We start from the raw sequence: 19,580 nt of genomic DNA on the forward strand, positions 1-19,580 counted from the left end.
ATGGCTAATAGCGAAAGTCCTCTTAAGAGGATTAAACCCTATTGGTGGTTGAATCTTAGCCTAATTAAGTGGACTTAAGCTATGAGCCAAGAAATTTATTAGCGTGAGATGAAGTTTGAGGAATAAGAGCTAAATTTTTCAAATAATCAACAAATAAATAAGCGATATTTCAACAACTCATTAAATAAAAATAAGGAATAGTAATGAAGAAAATATATCATCCTACTCCTGTTGCTATTGTTGGCATTGGCTCACTTTTTCCAGAAGCAAAAACAGTTGGGGAATTTTGGGATAATATTTTAACTCGAAAAAATTGTATTAAAGAAATAGTTGATGAAGACCCAAGTTTTGAAGGTTACTGGAGTATTGATGAGTTTTTTGATCCAGATCCCTCTGCTGTAGATAAAACATATAGCAAAGTCGGTGCTTTCATTCCAGAAGTAAAATTTGACCCGGTAGAATTTGGAATTCCACCAATCAACTTAGAGTCAATTAGTACTACACAATTGATGGCATTATTAATAGCTAAGCAGGCTTTAGCAGACGCTGGTTATAACCGAGATGAGTCTACCGCTGCAATCCGTGACAGAACAGGAGTTATTCTTGGGGTTGGAGGATGTGGTAATACTGCTTTTCCGCTAGCGACGAGAAACAATTATCCTCAGTGGGAACAGGTGATCAAAAATTTTGGTTTTCCTGATGAAATAGTTATTGCCATCGTAGAGAAATTGAAAAATTTATATACAGGATGGCGAGAAAGTAGTTTTCCTGGTTTGCTAGGCAATGTAGTAGCCGGCCGAATCACTAGCTACTTTGATTTAGGAGGGACAAACTGCACCATTGATGCAGCTTGTGCTAGTAGCTTAGCAGCTATGAAGATGGCGATCGCAGAGTTAGCTGATGGTAGTTGCGACGCAGTATTAACAGGTGGAGTTAATGTTGATAATTCCATATTAGCTTACATGTGTTTTAGCAAAACTCCAGCACTTTCTAGAGAAGGTCGTTCTCGTCCTTTTGATGCTGCATCTGATGGCATTGTTTTGGGTGATGGCGTGGGTATGGTAGTTTTGAAACGTTTGGAAGACGCAGAAAGAGATAATAATAAAATTTATGGTGTCATTAAAAGCATAGGTACTTCCAGTGATGGACGTGCAAAAAGTATCTATGCTCCGAGGTTTGAAGGGCAAGTAAAAGCTTTAGATAGGGCTTATGAGAAAGCGGGAATTAGCCCCAAAGAAATTCAACTAGTTGAAGCACATGGAACAGGAACAGTTGCTGGAGATATATGTGAATTTCAAAGTATTAGTCATGTATATCAACAGCATCAAGTCCCAAATTACTCTGTAGCTTTAGGTAGCGTCAAGTCTCAAATTGGACATACTAGAACCGCTGCTGGTTCTGCTGCTTTAATCAAAACAACTTTAGCTCTTTATCATAAAATATTACCTCCAACAATTAATGTTGTTCAACCAAACCCCAAATTTGATCTAGAAAACAGTAGTTTTTATTTAAATACTGAAGCTAGACCCTGGATTCAACCTATTGATGGTTCTAAACGTCGGGCGGCAATTAGTTCTTTTGGTTTTGGAGGTACTAACTTTCACGTAGTCATGGAAGAATATCAGCAGGAACACGATGCTGTATATAGGATGCATAATGTTCCCGATATTGTGATCATACATGCAGGCGATCGCAATGTTTTGATTAAAAAATGCGAGGAATTGCTAGATATTTTTAAATCGGAATCTGGTAAAAAAGATTATTATCAATATCTTCAACATACTAGAAACAAAGATATTCCGATCAATTCAGCCAGAATTGGTTTTGTGAGTGAGTCATTAGAGCAAACTATAGAGTTTTTGGAAGATTCTTTATCAATATTTCGTTCTAACTATAAGGATAACTGGCAGCATCCTAAAGGTATTTACTACCGAACTTTTGGCATGGATTTGAAGGGTAGAATTGTCGCTTTATTCCCAGGACAAGGTTCACAATACTTGAATATGGGAATAGATTTTGCTAAAAACTATCCAGAAATGCGTAGAGTTTTGTCAGAGGTGAATCAACTCTTTTATCAACAGAAACAGTGTATTTTGTCTGATATCATTTATCCGCCTTCGGTCTTTGATGAAAATAACATCATCAAACAAAAAAATGAGATTATGAAAACTGAATATGGACAACCAGCTATTGGTGCTATCAGTGTAGGAATGTACAAAATACTTCAAAAAGCTGGGTTAAAACCTGACTTTGTTATTGGACATAGTTTTGGTGAAATTACTGCTTTATGGGCATCAGGTGCTCTCAGCGATCAAGATTTTTATCAACTTGCCATAGCTAGAGGACACGCCATGAGGGCAGAAAATTCCTCAGTAAAAGAGCGGGGTTCAATGCTAGCAGTTAATGCTTATGAAGTAGATATTAATACTCTAATTGCTAATTACTCTGATGTCAAAATCACCAACTACAATTCCAACTCTCAGATAGTTTTAGGGGGAGCAGAAAAATCGATCAGGGCATTGTATCAGACGTTGCAAAAACAGGGTGTTCAATCTACGCTTCTTAGTGTTGATAACGCTTATCATACAAATTTTGTCAGATATGCTGCTGAACCTTTTGCTAAAGAAATTTCTCAAACCAACTTCCAAACGCCTTCTATTCCGGTTTATTCCAACGTAACTAGCAAACCTTATCCTCACAATGCAGAAGATATTAAGAAAATACTTGCTACTCATTTGTTAAGTCCAGTTGCTTTTCAACAAGCCATAGAAACAATATATAATCAAGGAGGTTTGGTGTTTATTGAAATTGGGCCGAAGAACACATTAACCAACTTCGTGAGCGATATTCTTAAAGGTCGAGAACATTTAGCGATCGCTCTAAATCCGCGTTCCCAAAACAGTTCAGAATACGAGTTCCGTCGTTCTATAGTTCAGCTTTTGGTAGGTGGTCTTGTGCTTCAAGATATCGACCCTTATCAAACACCAAAAATCATTGAGCAACCTAAATCTGGAAAAAGCGTAGCTGTCAATTTGAATGGTGGGTTTTATTTCAATCCCAAAACTAAGGAACTCAGAGAAAAAGCACTTTTTGAAAAAGACACATCGTTTTTAGATGAATTGCTCAATAAGCAAGCGCCATCACGTTCTTAAGACTAAGCGTGAAAATCAAACACAATCAGGAGACAATCATGAGTGCAACAACACAAATAGCTAACATCGAAAAAAATAACCATTCTGGTAACGGTGATAATCGTAATCCTCAAAACCTTTCTGTAGCAGCATATCCTGTAGTCAATCAAAGTGATATTCTGGCTCAGATTCAAGAGCAAAATTTCTTAAGTACAGTGCATCAACAATTCAATCAAAATCAAGGCAAATATATCGATCTCTTGTCTAAAATTGTTGACTATCAAGCATTAATGCTTGATAAATATCAAGATTCTGCTGCGCTACCTAAAGCAATGCATAATTTTGACCAAATACTCCAAATATTGCAAAAAAATCAGCTTAATTACAATATCAATCATGAAGGTTATTTGCAGAATCAATTAAATTTGATTCGCACAAGTGAGTTACCAACGGATATATCCAACAAGCTAGATGATGTTTCTTTAAGTAAACAACTCAATACTGCAATTTCCGAAAATCAAGCGGTACTTCCTCTTTCTCACAAACAAGAATTGCAAAGTTCTCTAGATTCATCTGCTAGTCAATCAGCAAGCAGTATACCTACACAAGCTGAGGAATTAGCACAAGTTCGTTCTTCTCATGAGTTTAATTATGTTCCTGTTAGCAAAGAACCTAATGGTTCTTTTCCTAAAACTAACATCGTTGACACTGTAGCTGCTACTTCTCCAACCGTTTCCACACCACCTAAACCCTCCCTCTTACAGCAAGTTGTCATTACATCAGAACCAACCAATGATGTGGTAGAGAGCGTTTCTGCACCCAGTATCCCTACTTCGCCAGAACCCATTAATAATTCTGTAAAGAGCGTTTCTGCGCCAGTTCATCCTCAAGAAGATGCTCCCTCAACTACAGTTGATTTGAGTGGATTCAGTAATCGATTACTGGAGGTGGTTAGCGATAAAACTGGATATCCGGTGGATATGCTCGATCTAAATATGGATTTAGAAGCAGATTTGGGGATTGATTCAATCAAGCAGTTAGAGATTTTCGCTGCTATGCATGAAGAATTTCCAGATATGGATGTAGATCCAGAATTGTTCAGAGATTTGCGAACACTGGCTAAAATTGTTGATTATTTACAAGAACACTTGTCAAAAAATCAAGCAACGCAAACATCAAATAACGGCAATACTGATCAGGATTTGGGTATTGAAAGACAGGTTGTTAAAAAAAAATTCTGAGCAAACCTGATCAGCGGAAGTTGCAACTGTCTGAAGGTTATATCTGGTTAATAACTGAGGGAGGTGAGGGAGTTGGAACTGCTGTAGCGCAAAAGCTACATCAACAAGGACAAAAAGCAGTTATCTTAAAACTCCCTACCTACTCAGCTTCTGATGAATCAGTTTCCCAAACGAATATTGATGTAATCAACTTAAATTCTTCAACAGAATTGCACCTCAAAGAAACTCTAGAGACAATTCAAGAAAAATTTGGTTTGGTTGGAGGCTTCATTCATACGCATCCAGCGGCTAAAAATGTTTTGTCCTCCAACGACCTTTTTCAAGAACAAGACAAAGAGATAGTTAAATTAATCTTTTTAATTGCTAAGCATCTCAAATTGTCTTTGAATAATGCATCTGAAAATAATTGTGATAATGCCTATTTTGTCACTGTTACTAAGCTTGATGGACAAATGGGAACTTCTGGTAAAAAAGCCTGTGCTGTCATCGGCGGTGGTTTATCAGGGTTAGTCAAGTCATTAAACCGCGAATGGGCAAATGTTTATTGTCGTTATATTGATTTAGAATCCAGTATCAACATTAACGAAGCTGCAAACATTGTTATGGAGGAAATAGCTGATACTAATTTGGGATTAGTAGAAGTTGGGCGAAATCAATTAGGAGAGAGAATTTCTCTAACCACAGAGCGCGTTCATAATGTTACTTACCTTGAGGAGCCAAATTCTCAGAGTGTATTTTTAGTTAGTGGCGGTGGACGTGGAATTACTGCTGATTGTGTAGCAGAACTTGCAAAAGTTTATAACTCTAAATTCGTTTTGTTAGGACGCACTGTTTTACAGCCTCATGAGCCTGAATGGATAAATAACTGTACTGATGACAAAGAACTCAAAAAGCTGATTATTAATGATTTCCTTCAAAAAGGAAAGAAACCAACTCCCATTGAGGTCGATAAATTTTTACACGATTTGATATCACAACGTGATATTAGAAACTCATTAAAGCAGATAAAGCAACATGGTGGAGAAGCAATTTATCTGAGTGTAGATGTTACCAACCGACTTGATTTGAAAAAGCAAATTGAAAATTTGCCAGTAAGTTTTAAACAAATCACAGGTATCATTCACGGAGCTGGTAATATAGCTGATAAACGAATTGAGAAAAAGACAGAAGAGGACTTCAATCGAGTATTTGAACCCAAAATATTGGGATTAAAAAACTTAATCTCTATTGTTAATTTAGAAAAAATAAAAGATGTTATTTTATTTTCTTCTGTCTCTGGCTATTTTGGAAATGCAGGTCAAACAGATTACGCCTTGGCTAATGATGTTCTGAATAAATTCGCCTACTCTTTTAAACATTTATATCCTCAGATTCGTATCGTTTCAATCAACTGGGGCCCTTGGGATAGAGGAATGATTAACCCAACACTCAAGAAATTTTACCAAGAAAATAGTATTGATCTGATTCCTGTGGATATAGGTATTAAATTCTGCCGGAATGAATTACGAATCGCCAGAGTTCAGGCTGTAGAACAAATTCTTGTAAGTGGCAGATTAAGCTTACCCAATAATCACCAAATAAAACAACTTAATGTAGTAGAAAGTAAACGGATTATGCAACAAAATGGTAATCCATTCATCAAAGATCATGTGATTGGCAAGGATGCAGTTTTACCAGCAACTTGTGCTGTTAACTGGATGGTGAAGTCTTCTGAAGATGTCCTACCAAACTACAAAATTAGAGCTATTGAAAACTTCAAAGTACTTAAAGGTATTGTCTTTAATGAACAATACCAGGAAGAATATCTGGCTCGGATAACTCTTGCTAATGCTGAAGATAATGTACATAGTTTTGTAGTCAAAATCAGCAGCCAGCCAAAAAATAAAAATAATTCGCTTTATCACTATGGTGCAACACTCTTTTTTGAAAAAGAATGGGGTTCCATGCCTATTTACAGCAATTTAGATATTAAATCAGATGGTAAAGCCTACAAAACTTATCAGGAAGGAAGTGGCTTGTTTCATGGGAAAAACTTTCAAGGGATAAAGAAAGTTTTACATATTAGCGATCGCAAAATTACTTCCCTCTGCAATTTGCCTGCTATTAGTCAAAAACAACAGGGACAATTCACTGTTAATTCATTTAATCCTTACCTGGCTGATGTTCAGTTACAAAGTGCCCTGATCTGGGCTTATTACCAACTGGATAATAGTTGTTTACCAATGGGATTTGAAAAAGTTGAGCAGTTTCAGCCTCTTAACTTCAGTGAAGACTTTTATGTTTCAACTGAAATTACTTCCATTAATAAAAACAAATTAACAGCAAATATTTTTGTTCACAACGAACAAGGTGAAATCTATATTCGCTGGCACGAAGTTAATTATATTACGATGAAAAATCTCCAAGCACTGTATTGGGAAAAAGGAGTATAAAATTCAATGAATGAGATTGCTATTGTTGGAATTGGTTGCTTATTTCCCGGAGCAGAAAGCCCTGAAGAATACTGGCAAATGTTAATGAGTGGCAAAGATGTCACTTCTGAATTGACTGCCGAAGACATGGGTAGAGATCCATCGATATATTACAATCAAAAGCGGGGAATACCAGATAAGATTAGCTATACTAGAAACGGTTATATTCGGGATTTTAACTTTGACCCTTATGGTTACAAAGTTCATCCTGAAAAGCTAATCGCCCTAGATAGAATATTTCATTGGTCACTTTATGCAGCTAAGGAAGCTCTTAAAGATAGTGGCTATCTTCATAATGAGGAAGTATTAAATAAAAGTGGACTGATTCTAGGTAATCTCTCTTTTGCGACAGAGCACTCTAGTAAGTTTTTCTCATCAATGCATTTAAAAACTTTAGAGTACTTTGTTAAAGAACTTCTCAACTATCAAGATTTTCATTTCAATGACCCAACATCGGGACTCAATATCTCTCTTGATAATGCTATAACTGCGAGCTTACCAGCTAGTATTGTTTGCAGCGGTTTGGGATTGGGTGGGATTCGCTACACAATTGATTCTGCTTGTTCCAGTTCTTTGTATGTCATGGAGCTAGCTTCTTATTATCTGAATACTGGTCAGGTAGATATGATGCTTGCCGGTGCAGTTTGTGGTTCAGAACGCCTAAATATTATTCACGGATTTAATGTGCTGAATGCTTTTCCAGACCAAGGAAATAGCGCTCCTTTCGATCAATCATCCGAAGGTATTAAAATCGGAGAAGGAGTAGGGATGTTTGTTTTAAAGCGGCTTTCGGATGCAGAGAAAAATGGCGATCGCATCTATGCTGTAATTGAAAATATTGGTCTATCCAATGATGGTGGCGGAAAACATATCCTGAGTCCATCGAAGAAGGGACAACATCTGGCGCTGAAACGAGCTTACCAGGGGTCGGAACCAGTAGATTATATAGAATGCCATGCAACTGGAACTTCTTTAGGAGATCAGACAGAACTCAATTCCATAGAGGAATTCTTTACAACCAAGCATAAAATACCATTGCTGGGAGCCAATAAAGCTCATACAGGTCACATGCTGACGGCTTCAGCTATGGCCAGCATAATTAAGGTAATCTGGGCCATGAAAGAGGGGGTAATCCCTGCTACCATTGGCGTTGAGAATGCGATCGCTACACAGAATGGGGTAATAACCTCTGCAAATATTGTCTGTGATCATACTCCTTGGCCGCAGACAAATAAACCTAAAAGGGCCGGGATAAATGCATTTGGTTTCGGTGGTACAAATGCCCATTTAATTCTGAGAGAGTATAGCTCTACTTCCACTCAACCAACTTCACTTGTATTTGAGCCAAAAAAGAGTAAACCCAGTATTCCAGCTATTGTTGGTATGCACATACATGTTGGGGATGTCGAAGGACTTGAGGCTTTTGCACAAGCACTCTGCGATAGTCGAGATTTGATGGAATCTTTGCCACCTGAACGCTGGTCAGGAGCCGAAGAAACGTTAACCGAAACTCCACCTAAAGCAGCTTATTTAGATAAATTTGATCTTGATTGTATTGCTTTCAAAATACCTCCAAAAGAAGCAGGATCTATCTTATTTGATCATTTGTTCATGATGAAAGTTGCTGATATGGCTTTGCGTGATGCTGGTTTCACCCGACATCAGGATAGTAATACAGCTGTCATCATTGCGACAGAAATGAATTTGACAGTTCACCGCAATATTACCAGGCTCAATATGCCTTGGCATCTGCGGGAAGGTTTAAAGAAATTCAATATTCAATTGACAAATGACCAGATAAATCAACTGGAATCTGTCTTGAAAGATAGTATGTCGCCATGCCTTTATGTAGAGGGAGTAACAGGAGGAATAGGAAATTTAGTAGCCAGTCGAATTGCAGCCCTCTGGGATTTTACAGGGCCCGCTTTCACAGTATCAGCCCAAGAAAGTTCTGTTTACAAAGCAATTGAAATAGCCAAGCTTTTACTAGACTTTGGCACAGTAGATGCTGTATTAGTGGGAGCCATCGACCAAGCAGCAAGTTGGGAAAATGTAGAATGGCGAAAACAGCTTAATCAGCACAATTCTCAGTTTACCTTTGGAGAAGGTGCAGGTGCGATCGTCCTGAAGCGAAAAGAAGATGCACAAAAGTCCCAAGATAAGATTTACGCCACGATAGAATCCCTAGCAATTATTCAAGGAAATGGAAAAGAAGTTGTATCTGACTGCGTATGGCAAGCAACGCGAAAGTCTTTAGCAATAGCTGAAGTTAACCCTAATGAAGTGGGTTATATAGAATTAAATAAAAGTGGAATATTTACCCAAGATAAAGATGAAAAAATAGGTTTGAATACACTGTATTCTCTTGAACACACAAATGTCGGTTCTGTCAAAGATAATGTTGCTAATACCTTTGTTTTATCAGGTATGGCAAGCATTATCAAAACATCTTTGTGCCTTTATCATCGCTTTATCCCAAGCATTTCTCCGCAGCAGTCTATCCAATTATGGCAGTTATCTAGTCAACAAGAAAAGCGATTTGGGGCTGTTAACATGATGAGTAATGATTCCTCCTATGCCCATCTAGTTTTGGGTGAAGGAGATTATCAAGAAATCCAGCAAAATCCTCAAATCGCTCATCAAGCATTAAGTAAAAAAGGGGTGATAAAAACCCTGTTAAACGGTAGTGCCAGAATGAGAGATATTATTCTGAATAACGATAATATCAAACAATTTGACACTATAAAAATTCCTCAACTTGTAAAAGTTACACCAAGACAATCTTTCTCAGCAAATAATTCGATAGGGATGCAGCCTATTATGCGCGATCGCAAACAAAGTCTTATGGAAAAACAGTACTTATGGAATGCAAAGTTACAGAATTTGTTCTTACAAATTCAAGATGCATTTTATGAAAAAATTGGTTCTAGTTGGACAACCAATATAGATCGAAATGAATCAGCAAATTTAGCTTTAGAAATTATTCCTGCCGCATCACATCAAACTATTGCGACTATTCCCTCTATCCCCGCAGATGAGAGTAAAATAGTTCACGAACCAAAAGAAATAATTTGGGATTTACCAGAAATAACAGAAATAGTAGACGGAAAAATCTCGAATGTACTAGGGGCTTATTATCAAGAAATGGATAAACGGCCCATACGTACTAGAACACCTTCACCTCCTTTTATGTTCATCAGCAGAGTCACTAAGATGACAGCTGAACGTGGTAAGTTACAACCATGTATGATCGAGTGGGAATATGATATTCCTCCAGATACGTTCTATGCAGCTCACAATACTCTATCTGGATTGATGATTTTGGAGGCTTCTCATGCAATGCTCCTGGCTCTGGCTTACATAGGTTGTGACATGATGTTTGAAGGGCAATTACGCTATAGAGCTTTAAGTTGTCAGTCTGAATGTCTAGATGAGTTTCCCCCACCAGGTGAAACGATACGCGGGGAAGTATTTATCCATAAGCTAATAAAAGCCAAAAACAATCTGCTCTTGCAATACGAATATATCTGCTATCACAAAAATCGACCTTTAGTCAGACTTAATGCCAATTCAGGTTATTTCTCAGACGCAGATATCAATAATTCCAAAGGATTACCTGTCTATATTGCTTCCCCAGGACAAACTATTGTCAAACAGAATTTTTCACCTCTTTTGACATGTGATAAAACCAAGTTCAGCGACGAAGATATTCAAGCTCTGCAAAAAGGAAATTTCAATATCTGCTTTGGTGATGCCTACCAACCGCAAAAGCCCTGCGCTCTTGCTAGCGATAAACTACTGATGATTAGTCGGATTTTACACGTTGATTCTAAAGCAGGAGCATGGGGTTTAGGGCAGGTTTTGGGTGAAGTAGATATTGACCCTGAGCATTGGGTATTTAACGCACATTTCAAAAATGATCCTGTTATGCCAGGAACAATGCTGATAGAGGGGTGCTATCAAATTGTGTTTTTCTATATGTACTATCTAGGTTTACATACTAAGTTTACTAACTGTAAACCTATATTTTTTAGCTCTCTCAAAAGCTCAACTAAATTCCGTGGAGAAGTAAAAAGGGAAAAGAATCAGGTTCAATTTCGAGTAACAGTGAAAGAACTGGTTGATGCAGATGAACCCTACTTAGTAGCTGTAACGGAAGTTATCTATAACGACAAAGTAATAGGCATTTGTGATGATTTATATATCAAGCTGGTGGAGCGTAAAAACTAGGAAGGTTGTCAGAAGTTATCAAGCAAACTAGAAAAATTTTGGAGTAAACAGTTATGGAACTCAGCAGTATACAAAAAATAGATAGAGCATCTGAAAATAAAAGTTATGAAGATGGAGAATTTAACAATGCCAAAACAGACAACTTTGTTGTTAATTCATATAATGAATGGGATCCATTAGAAGAAATTGTTGTTGGAAGATTAGAAGGTGCTATTCATCCACCCAAACACATATCTTTATTAGGAGGAATCCCCAAAAAACTTTATAATGTTCTTTCCTTGGCTGGTGGAAGTAAAGTATCGCAGAGATGGGGTATTGTACCAGCGCAAAAAGAATTAGATGAGTTTATTCATATTCTCGAATCAGAAGGCGTTAAGGTCAAGCGTCCTAATTTCATTGACTATAGTCGGAGTTTTTCTACTCCTGATTGGAAATCTAAAGGTAACTGCTCTGCTTGTCCACGAGACTGTTTTTTAGTCATAGGAAATGAAATTATTGAAGCACCTATGTCTTGGAGATGTCGTTATTTTGAACGTCATGCTTATTACTCGTTATTTAAAGAATATTTTGAGCAAGGTGCAAAATGGACTTCTGCTCCTAGACCTATGCTACTAGATTCTCTATATGACAAAAACTACACTGTCCCCAAAGATGGAGAATCCATGCGTTATGTTATTAATGAATCTGAAGTTGTTTTTGACGCTGCCGATTTTGTCCGCTGTGGTAGGGATCTTTTTGTAACTAAAAGTAATGTAACTAACGAGGCTGGAATCAATTGGTTACAACGTCATTTGGGAAATGATTTCCGTGTTCATATTATTGAGACACGCTCGAAACAGCCTATGCATATTGACACTACATTTGTGCCACTTGCACCAGGTAAAGTCATGATTAACCCAGAGTATATTGACGTGAAAAAACTGCCATCAATTTTGAAATCTTGGGATATATTAATTGCACCAAAACCAGTGATTATTAAAGGAGGTTTATTCAGTGAAACCGCTGCTTTGTGTAGTATGTGGTTAAGCATGAATGTCTTAGTTTTAGATGAAGAAAGAGTAATATGTGAGAAATCCCAAGAACCAACAATCCAAGCTTTAAAAGATTGGGGGTTTAAACCAATACCTTGCAATTTTTTACACTTCAATCCCTTTGGAGGTGCATTTCATTGTGCAACTTTAGACATTCGACGTCGCGGCACATTACAATCTTATTTTTAGACTTGATGTGAAAACAACTTACAGCGTTTTCCAAATAATTAAACCACAAATAGTAAGGTGAGCATTGCTCACAAAAGGCTAGAGATATCGATGGTAATACCACCTTACACAACGCTGTAAACATTTGAAAATTCTCCATAATTAGCCATGAACGACTCTCTTTTATTAAAAATTAGCGAGCCTCTGACAGATAAGCAGAATAATCAAGATCACTGTTTTGCAACAATGTCACCAGAAGCTTGGGACTTCCGCATTGATTGTTATAGATATCAAATTTGTAAACAATGGCTGCAAGCCCGCAACGGCTTTCCTTTAAATAAGGAGGATATTCAGCGCTATCAACGTATTTTAATGATATTGAAAGAATTAGCGAAGCTCATGGAGGAAATTAAAACAATCACTCACTCTAACCGATTAAAGAAGCTAAAAGTTTTTGAGAAAGTACAAAGTATTGTTGTAGAAAAGCTAGGAATCGAGCCAGAAAAAGTCACACCGTTAGCAAGTTTTACCAAAGATTTTGGAGCGGATTCTTTAGATACATTAGAACTAATAGTTGCTCTAGAGGAAACATTCAATATTGAAATTTCTAATCAAGCAACTACAAAACTTGTGACAGTACAACATACTATCGATTACATTAGTCAAAAACTTGAGGTGGATGTAGAGTTAGCTAATTGAATCTAACATTGATTTTAGATTAAGAATTCAAAAGAGGTAAATAAGATATGACTACTGTAAGTAGCAACATTGTTATGCGACCCTATGTTTCTTACTGGGGTATGCACAAGTCTGCACGAATTTTAGATTTAATTACATCACTTTATTTTCCACTATATGAGCTTTCCTATAAAGACTTTTTTGCTTATTACCCAGTTCTCGGATTTGTGGAAGCTTTAGTGTATGAAATTGATGAGACGATAGAAACCCTTGAAAAACAAGAATTATTTTCTGAAGTAGAAAACTCCTGGAATCAAAAGCATAAAATCATCATTGATGTGCTTAGGGCAAGAAACTTATATCATCCATTAATTGAACAAGAATTCAAAAATCTAGGGAAATACTTTGAATTAGAAAGTCAGTTATTGTCTCATGAAGCTGTAGTTTATGCAGATATTATCCAAGCTACTGAGTTACGCACTTCTGATATACGTGCTTTGCACGGAATTTTAGTACAAGTTGCTAACAAGACTTACGCTCAAAACACTTTTGATGTTATGTGGCCGCTAGAGGTACTGATTGATGTTCACGATGACATTGCTGATTATAAAGATGATGTAGATAAAAACAACTACAACACTTATCGGATGTTTGTTAAGTTATATGGAAAGAAAGCACCCGATTATCTAAAAAAAGAATTGGCTCGATATGAGTCTCTATTTACAAAAAGGCTAGATAATTTATCAAGGAAAGAACAAAAAAGATTTATAAAACTTGTATCTGAATTAGAGAAAGACAATTCTGATAAGCCCATTCCCGAACCGATTCTAGAATGGTAGTCTTTTCCGGGCTTTTCCTTTTAAATCATCTGCATAATTGAGTGTCCATTCAAAATAGCATTTGTGCGTAAGTAACTACTTTTACTGTATCCAAATAAATCATTAATGGAGGAACTAATGACTATTGATCAAGTTTGGGAAAATTTGACTATGGAAGCTATTGGATATGGTATTGAGCATGGCAATATAGATCCACGCGAATTAGTTGAGTATTTTTTAACTAAAATTGATCAAGATACAGGGAAGGAAAAAATATTCATAGAAGTTTTTGGACAACAAGCTAAAAAGGAAGCTGATGCTGCATATAAAAGGGCAATTACTAACACACGGCTTTCACTTTATGATGGTATTCCCCTCGTATGGAAAGACAATTTTGATGTCCAAGGTAAACCGACAAGTGCAGGGTTAAAGGTTTTACTAGACAGAGTTGCTCAAAAAGATGCAGTAGCTTACAAAACATCTGTTGATGCTGGCTTTATTTGTCTTGGTAAAACTAATATGACGGAATTGGCTTTTTCGGGTCTAGGAATCAATCCTACATTCGGAACACCAATAAATCCTTTTAGTTCTGAGCAAGCAAGAGTTCCAGGTGGTTCTTCATCAGGTTCTGCTGTTGCTGTAGTAAAAGGTTTGTGTTGTGCTGGCGTTGGAACTGACACAGGTGGTTCCATCAGAACACCTGCTGCTTGGAATAATTTAGTTGGTTTAAAAACAACTGCGGGGCTGATTTCAACAGAAGGTGTTATTCCTCTAAGTCAAACATTAGATACAGTTGGTTTTATTACTCGCTGCGTTGGAGATGCAGCTGTTCTTTACCATGTAATTGCCCAAACTGATAAGATTGATTTTTCGGACGTTGGATGTAAAGGTTTAAGTTTATTAGTATGTACAAATATTGTCTGGGAAAATATTGATTCTGAAGTTGCGGCTATTTTGGATGCTTCTATAGGAGATATTGCAGCAAAAGGGGCAAGTATTAACAGAAGCAATATTCCAGAGTTTGAACAAGCACTAGAACTTATTAATACCAAAGGTAATATTGTTAACTATGAAGCAAGTAAAAATTGGCTGAAATTTTTAGAAGCTCATCCTAAATCTATTTCACAAGACATATTAGATAGATTTTATGTTGGAGCTAAAATTCAGGAAAGTAATGCTCAAGAAGTTTATCAGGGGTTGAAAGACCTTAAAAAACAGTATTTGCAGAGAACGAATGATTATACTGCTGTCATAATGCCAACTGTGGCAAATGTACCACCCATTATCAACGATTTAGAACAAAATAGTCAGAAGTATGCCGCAGAGAATCTCTTGTCATTACGAAATACGCGTTTAGCAAACCTGCTTGGATTGTGTGCAATTTCTATACCTGTGGGATTTACTTCTTCAGGGTTGCCAGTCGGACTAATGTTGGTAGGAGCACCGTTCTCTGAAGTACTACTTTTACGCCTAGCTTTAGCACTCGAAAATGTATTTCCTAGATACAAAAGAAGATAGGCATTTGTTGCTCAAATATTTGGAATAGTTGGGTAATTAGTTCTGATTTATGCAAAGCTTTTGTCATCAAAAAAATTTGCGGCACAACTTACTTTCTCAGCAACTGCGTAACTCTTGAATCTTGAAAAATTTAGGATAAAATTATGTTTCCGGAAAACAAATGGTGGGCAATAGCCGAGTCAAAGACCATCCGTAATAAACCTATTGGTCTACGACGTTTAGGTGAAGATTTAGTACTATGGCGAGACTTAAATGGACAAATTGTTTGCCAGAGTAGCCTGTGTGCCCATAGGAGAGCCAATATGGCATTAGGTCGAGTGAACAATGGATGCATTGAATGCCCCTATCATGGTTTTCGCTATGCTCCAGATGGACATTGCACGTTTATGCCCTGCGAAGGAAAAGAGGCGCACATCAGCCCAAAGATGAGAATAAAGACTTATGTAGTTAGGGAAGAGCACGACCTGATTTGGCTCTGGTGGGGGAAAGAGCAAGCAGAATATCCTCCTATCCCTTGGTTTGCTCATCTCCTAGATCGTCCTATGCGTTGGGCTTCAGGTGCGGTGGATTGGAATGTTACTTTTACTAGAACAGCAGAGAACCTCTTGCTCGATATCCATCACTTTTCCTTCTTACACCGAGGGGTTGCGAACTTTTTTTCACTCACTTCCTATACTTTATTAGAGATCGACGAACAGAGGAAAGATGACGACTTCTTTTATTTTTCGGGGCGACTCCTTCCTGAAGAAGCAGGCTCAGATAAAGAATCTAAAGAACGCTTCCCTTTGTTCCAACATTGGTTGCGTTTTCCCAATATGGGCTTACTTGACCTTGCGTTTGGCGGGATGGAGTTTCTGGTGATTGTCACACCAATTGATGAAGAGAATACTTGGGCTTACTTCCGCTACTATGCTCAGTACATCAATACTTGGATTAGCCGTTGGATGTCCAGACTCGCTGCATGGATCGAGATAAATTTTATCCTACCGGATGACTACAAAATATGCCTATCATTACAGCCACGACATAGTAGCCTCAGTAGCCTTAGTTTGAACAAATTTGTTCCTGCCGATGAAGGAATCATCATTTGGCACAAGCAGTATGATAGTTTACTGCATTCTGAAGAAAGTATCGAGGGTAGCGATCAACAAGTAGTGGGAGCAGATTCTGAAACCTTTGCTAAGTAAAGATTCTTTTTCTCCAAATCCCTACTTCTAAATTGAAATATTCTGCTTTGCCCACAGAGCTGCCTGGGTGCGATCGCGTAGTCCCAATCGAGCTAGAATCTGACTAACGTAGTTCTTAACCGTTCCCTCGCTCAGATGTAGCGCTTTAGCAATTTCCCGATTATTTTTACCTTGAGCTACTAGGGTTAACACTTCTAATTCCCGCTCACTCAAAAGCTGTTGATAAGAGTTTTGTTTGACAGACGATAGAGGGTTGAGTTGGGCAAAGACTTTATGTGCAATTGTTGAACCAAGTTGACAGTAACCTTGGTGTAGGGTGCGAATTGCTGCTGCTAATTGTGCCGCAGGGGTACTTTTTAGCAGATACCCCAGTGCGCCTGCTTGCAAAGACTGCCAAATATACTCGTCTTCATCAAAAGTTGTAAATACGAGAATTCTTATCCAGGGAAAGCGTTGATGAATTTCGCGCGTTGCTACCACCCCATCGCAGATAGGCATCCGCACATCCATCAGAATAACATCAGGCTGGAGTTGTTCGGTAAGAGCGATCGCTTCTTTGCCATGACTAGCTTGACCAACAATCTCCAAGTCTTCTTCTAGTGACAGTAAAGATGCTAATCCTTGCCGAAACAGTGTTTGGTCGTCTACAAGTAAAAGTCGAATCATCACACTATTTTAAATTTAGTGAACGGATATAGTAGAAAATTTTTTAACATCCATGTAACTTGCTACAAGCATGTATGGCAGGGGATAGGGGATAGGGGATAGGGAATAGGGAACAGAGAATAGTCTTGGAAGTCTTTTGTTATCAGGATTTGAGATCAATTTATGTCCTAATTCATCTGGCAACTGCTATACATTGTGCCAAACACCTGGAAAGCAGAAGGCTTAAAGAAGTTTTTTAACTTCGCCAACAGCATCCATTACTACTTGAAAACGGAGTTCAGTGATTGCAACAATGCTTTTCAGGTTTTTGCATTACATTCTCCAATGGTTTAGTTATCTTGGCTCTAGTACTTTTCTGAAACTCTTGGGGCCATGTTCCATAGCCCATACAACCGCCTCAGCTCGTGAATTCACTGCTAATTTAGCATAGATGCGGCTAATGTAATTCCGCACTGTCTGGTGTCCAAGGTTGAGTTCACAAGCAATGCGAATATTATCCCAACCTTGTGCAATCATGCTGAGAACTTGTTGCTCTCGCTCTGTCAAAGTCGCTTTTCCATCTTGATTTAGCTCATTTACTTCCTGTGCAACAAGCTCATCTAAAACGCTCGGACTATACCAGGTATTACCTTTTGCCACTGTACGGATAGCACTAACTAATGTTTGCGGCTTTTCAGATTTTAAAACACAGCCTACTATACCGCCCGCTCTTAAAATTGACAGGTCAATTTCACCACAGTTAGCCAGTGCCAGCATTTTCAAATTTGGACAGGATTTATGTAAGTAAAACACTGGTTCAGGTGGTGTAAAATTAGGCGAGTCAAAATCAATTATTAACAGATTAGGCTTAAGTTTTCGTTCCAATTCTCGAACTTTGTGGGTATCATTTGCTTCACCTACTATGATTAAATCTTTTTCGGCAATCAACGTAGCACGAATAGCGACTCCCACTAGCGAATCTATACCAGCCACCAGTACTCGAATAATATTGTGCATACACTATATCCCTCCTGAGTCAACATGTTTATCTTCTTTAACTATTGCTGCCTTATTTATATAAATCTGTTATCGATTCAAATTTTATGCAAATTTTTACAAAAATCTACATTGATCAAGAAGTGACATTCTGCAAATTTGATTCCAATATTTCCAAAGAATAGATTATTCCAATGGTTAAGTCAAATCGCGTAGTTACGTATAATCATAATAAATATCAACCAATCATCTATAGTAATCCGATTTGATTCGTGAACTGACTCGTAGAGACAGGGAATGGAGAATGGGGAATGGGGCATGGAGAAGAAGTAATAAAGATGTACTGAATTTTTTTCCCAAATCAAATATGATTCCTATATCTATGCCTGACAATCCCTGATGTTTAGTAAATATGTTAAAATCTCTGAAATTTATTTCCAACATCTTTAATTGCTTTTTTGGTAAGTTTGACATCAGTTTTTGATGTTATTACTCCCTGGATCATAAGATGAATGAATCAACTTAATTTAACAAAAAAAATGTCTTTAGTTTAGATAGATAAAATTCAAACAATATAAAATTGTAATGATTTAAGATTAAATTGAAGTTATGATAAGATATAATTTAATTTAATAATTGAATTTTATTCTTCCACCGCTTTTGATAAGCTAAGCTTTTTGTTACAAGAAGTTTAGCTTAATTGCCGACTAAACCACTCTTAAATATGGAGCGATCGCATCTAAATATTGATTGATTAAAATGATATTCTAAGTGTACTAAAAGCAGCTTAAAATATTATGGAGTAAGCGTTAAAACCATCGTCTACAAGAAAGCTATCAGGAGTCTTATAGGAGCAACTTTCTTCGGAGAAGATGGGCTGTAATTAAATAAGTATTTTAAACATTAATTATCCTAAAGCCCCTAAAACCTAATACATCTGAAGTAATGAGCATTTAATCAATGCCAGTTCTACCTGATCAAAATAAGCGATCGCCATTTTCCTTGTTATAGTTAATACCATTTCACTTGAAGACTGATACAAATACTTTGGTAGGGACACGTCAATGCTCATTGGTATCAACTTCAGATGAAAGCTTGATTAGTAACTATTTGAAGTATTCTCGTTCCCATACTCAGCATGGGAATAAATTAAGGAAGGCAGAGCGTCCAAAAAAGCATTCCTAGCCTCCTAGCTGGGAACGAGATGAAAAACTCCACCTACAAGGGGATGGAGTTTTTGGGCATGGGGAATTTGGGGCCCCCTCTGGGGATAAAGGGCAATGTGGGACTTGTACTGAGCGCATTCGCGCAGCCTCTCGTAAAGAAGTATGGGGCAGCTACCAATGCCCAATGCCCAATGCCCAATGCCCAATGCCCAATGCCCAATGCCCAATGCCCAATGCCCAATGCCCAATGCCCAATGCCCAATGCCCCACTCTCTTCATTCCTCAACCATACGACGACGC

The 19,580-nt window shown here is 37.6% G+C and carries 13 protein-coding genes; 9 read left to right on the forward strand and 4 right to left on the reverse strand.

The annotated features are described in order from the left end of the window. Positions 1-203: 203 nt before the first annotated feature. From IQ246_RS12450 to IQ246_RS12490, 9 genes are all read left to right on the forward strand, one after another. Positions 204-3,152, forward strand: coding sequence for a type I polyketide synthase (locus tag IQ246_RS12450; RefSeq protein WP_194003419.1), 2,949 nt, complete (start codon positions 204-206; stop codon positions 3,150-3,152). Positions 3,153-3,190: 38 nt separating this feature from the next. After that, the gene (locus tag IQ246_RS12455) at positions 3,191-4,372 is read left to right on the forward strand and encodes a phosphopantetheine-binding protein (RefSeq protein WP_194003421.1); all 1,182 of its coding nucleotides are present in this window, start codon (positions 3,191-3,193) and stop codon (positions 4,370-4,372) included. Positions 4,373-4,392: 20 nt separating this feature from the next. Continuing rightward, positions 4,393-6,804, forward strand: a complete 2,412-nt coding sequence (locus IQ246_RS12460; RefSeq protein WP_194003423.1) for an SDR family oxidoreductase — start codon at positions 4,393-4,395, stop codon at positions 6,802-6,804. Positions 6,805-6,810: 6 nt separating this feature from the next. Then, entirely contained in the window at positions 6,811-11,073 is a 4,263-nt protein-coding gene (locus IQ246_RS12465) for a beta-ketoacyl synthase N-terminal-like domain-containing protein (RefSeq protein WP_194003425.1), read from the forward strand. A 53-nt stretch (positions 11,074-11,126) separates the two neighbouring features. Then, positions 11,127-12,293 (forward strand): amidinotransferase, encoded by a 1,167-nt coding sequence (locus IQ246_RS12470; RefSeq protein WP_194003427.1) that lies wholly within the window; start codon positions 11,127-11,129, stop codon positions 12,291-12,293. 378 nt (positions 12,294-12,671) lie between these two features. Then, positions 12,672-12,971 (forward strand): acyl carrier protein, encoded by a 300-nt coding sequence (gene acpP / locus IQ246_RS12475; RefSeq protein ID WP_194003447.1) that lies wholly within the window; start codon positions 12,672-12,674, stop codon positions 12,969-12,971. A 47-nt stretch (positions 12,972-13,018) separates the two neighbouring features. Next, a complete protein-coding gene (locus IQ246_RS12480; RefSeq protein WP_194003429.1) occupies positions 13,019-13,789 on the forward strand; it encodes a hypothetical protein in 771 nt (256 codons plus the stop codon). A 117-nt stretch (positions 13,790-13,906) separates the two neighbouring features. Beyond that, complete coding sequence (locus IQ246_RS12485) at positions 13,907-15,286, forward strand: amidase (RefSeq protein WP_194003431.1); 1,380 nt, start codon at positions 13,907-13,909, stop codon at positions 15,284-15,286. A gap of 143 nt (positions 15,287-15,429) precedes the next feature. Beyond that, a complete protein-coding gene (locus IQ246_RS12490; protein WP_194003433.1) occupies positions 15,430-16,473 on the forward strand; it encodes an aromatic ring-hydroxylating dioxygenase subunit alpha in 1,044 nt (347 codons plus the stop codon). Between the two features lie 27 nt (positions 16,474-16,500). On the opposite strand, the gene IQ246_RS12495 is transcribed toward IQ246_RS12490, so the two are convergent. The 4 genes from IQ246_RS12495 to IQ246_RS12510 all read right to left on the reverse strand — a co-directional run bounded on the left by IQ246_RS12495 (position 16,501) and on the right by IQ246_RS12510 (position 19,528). Further along, entirely contained in the window at positions 16,501-17,139 is a 639-nt protein-coding gene (locus tag IQ246_RS12495) for a response regulator transcription factor (RefSeq protein WP_194003435.1), read from the reverse strand. 333 nt (positions 17,140-17,472) lie between these two features. Next, a complete protein-coding gene (locus IQ246_RS12500) occupies positions 17,473-18,135 on the reverse strand; it encodes a response regulator transcription factor (RefSeq protein ID WP_194003437.1) in 663 nt (220 codons plus the stop codon). A gap of 907 nt (positions 18,136-19,042) precedes the next feature. Then, positions 19,043-19,186 carry a hypothetical protein gene (locus IQ246_RS12505; protein WP_194003439.1) on the reverse strand — a complete coding sequence of 48 codons (144 nt, stop codon included), beginning with the start codon at positions 19,184-19,186 and terminating at the stop codon, positions 19,043-19,045. A gap of 117 nt (positions 19,187-19,303) precedes the next feature. Then, on the reverse strand, positions 19,304-19,528 hold the full coding sequence (locus tag IQ246_RS12510; protein WP_194003441.1) for a hypothetical protein: 225 nt from the start codon (positions 19,526-19,528) through the stop codon (positions 19,304-19,306). Positions 19,529-19,580 lie beyond the last annotated feature (52 nt).

Origin of the sequence: aff. Roholtiella sp. LEGE 12411 (assembly GCF_015206995.1) — a bacterium.
In the GTDB taxonomy this organism is placed as follows: Bacteria; Cyanobacteriota; Cyanobacteriia; order Cyanobacteriales; family Nostocaceae; genus Komarekiella.

Excerpts from the sequence above, each read along its gene's own strand:
- IQ246_RS12465 (WP_194003425.1), top strand. The coding sequence starts at position 6,811 with ATGAATGAGATTGCTATTGTTGGAATTGGTTGCTTATTTCCCGGAGCA.
- IQ246_RS12470 (WP_194003427.1), top strand. The coding sequence starts at position 11,127 with ATGGAACTCAGCAGTATACAAAAAATAGATAGAGCATCTGAAAATAAA.
- IQ246_RS12500 (WP_194003437.1), bottom strand. The coding sequence starts at position 18,135 with ATGCACAATATTATTCGAGTACTGGTGGCTGGTATAGATTCGCTAGTG.
- acpP (WP_194003447.1), top strand. The coding sequence starts at position 12,672 with ATGGAGGAAATTAAAACAATCACTCACTCTAACCGATTAAAGAAGCTA.
- IQ246_RS12505 (WP_194003439.1), bottom strand. The coding sequence starts at position 19,186 with ATGAGCATTGACGTGTCCCTACCAAAGTATTTGTATCAGTCTTCAAGT.
- IQ246_RS12490 (WP_194003433.1), top strand. The coding sequence starts at position 15,430 with ATGTTTCCGGAAAACAAATGGTGGGCAATAGCCGAGTCAAAGACCATC.
- IQ246_RS12480 (WP_194003429.1), top strand. The coding sequence starts at position 13,019 with ATGACTACTGTAAGTAGCAACATTGTTATGCGACCCTATGTTTCTTAC.
- IQ246_RS12485 (WP_194003431.1), top strand. The coding sequence starts at position 13,907 with ATGACTATTGATCAAGTTTGGGAAAATTTGACTATGGAAGCTATTGGA.
- IQ246_RS12455 (WP_194003421.1), top strand. The coding sequence starts at position 3,191 with ATGAGTGCAACAACACAAATAGCTAACATCGAAAAAAATAACCATTCT.
- IQ246_RS12495 (WP_194003435.1), bottom strand. The coding sequence starts at position 17,139 with ATGATTCGACTTTTACTTGTAGACGACCAAACACTGTTTCGGCAAGGA.
- IQ246_RS12450 (WP_194003419.1), top strand. The coding sequence starts at position 204 with ATGAAGAAAATATATCATCCTACTCCTGTTGCTATTGTTGGCATTGGC.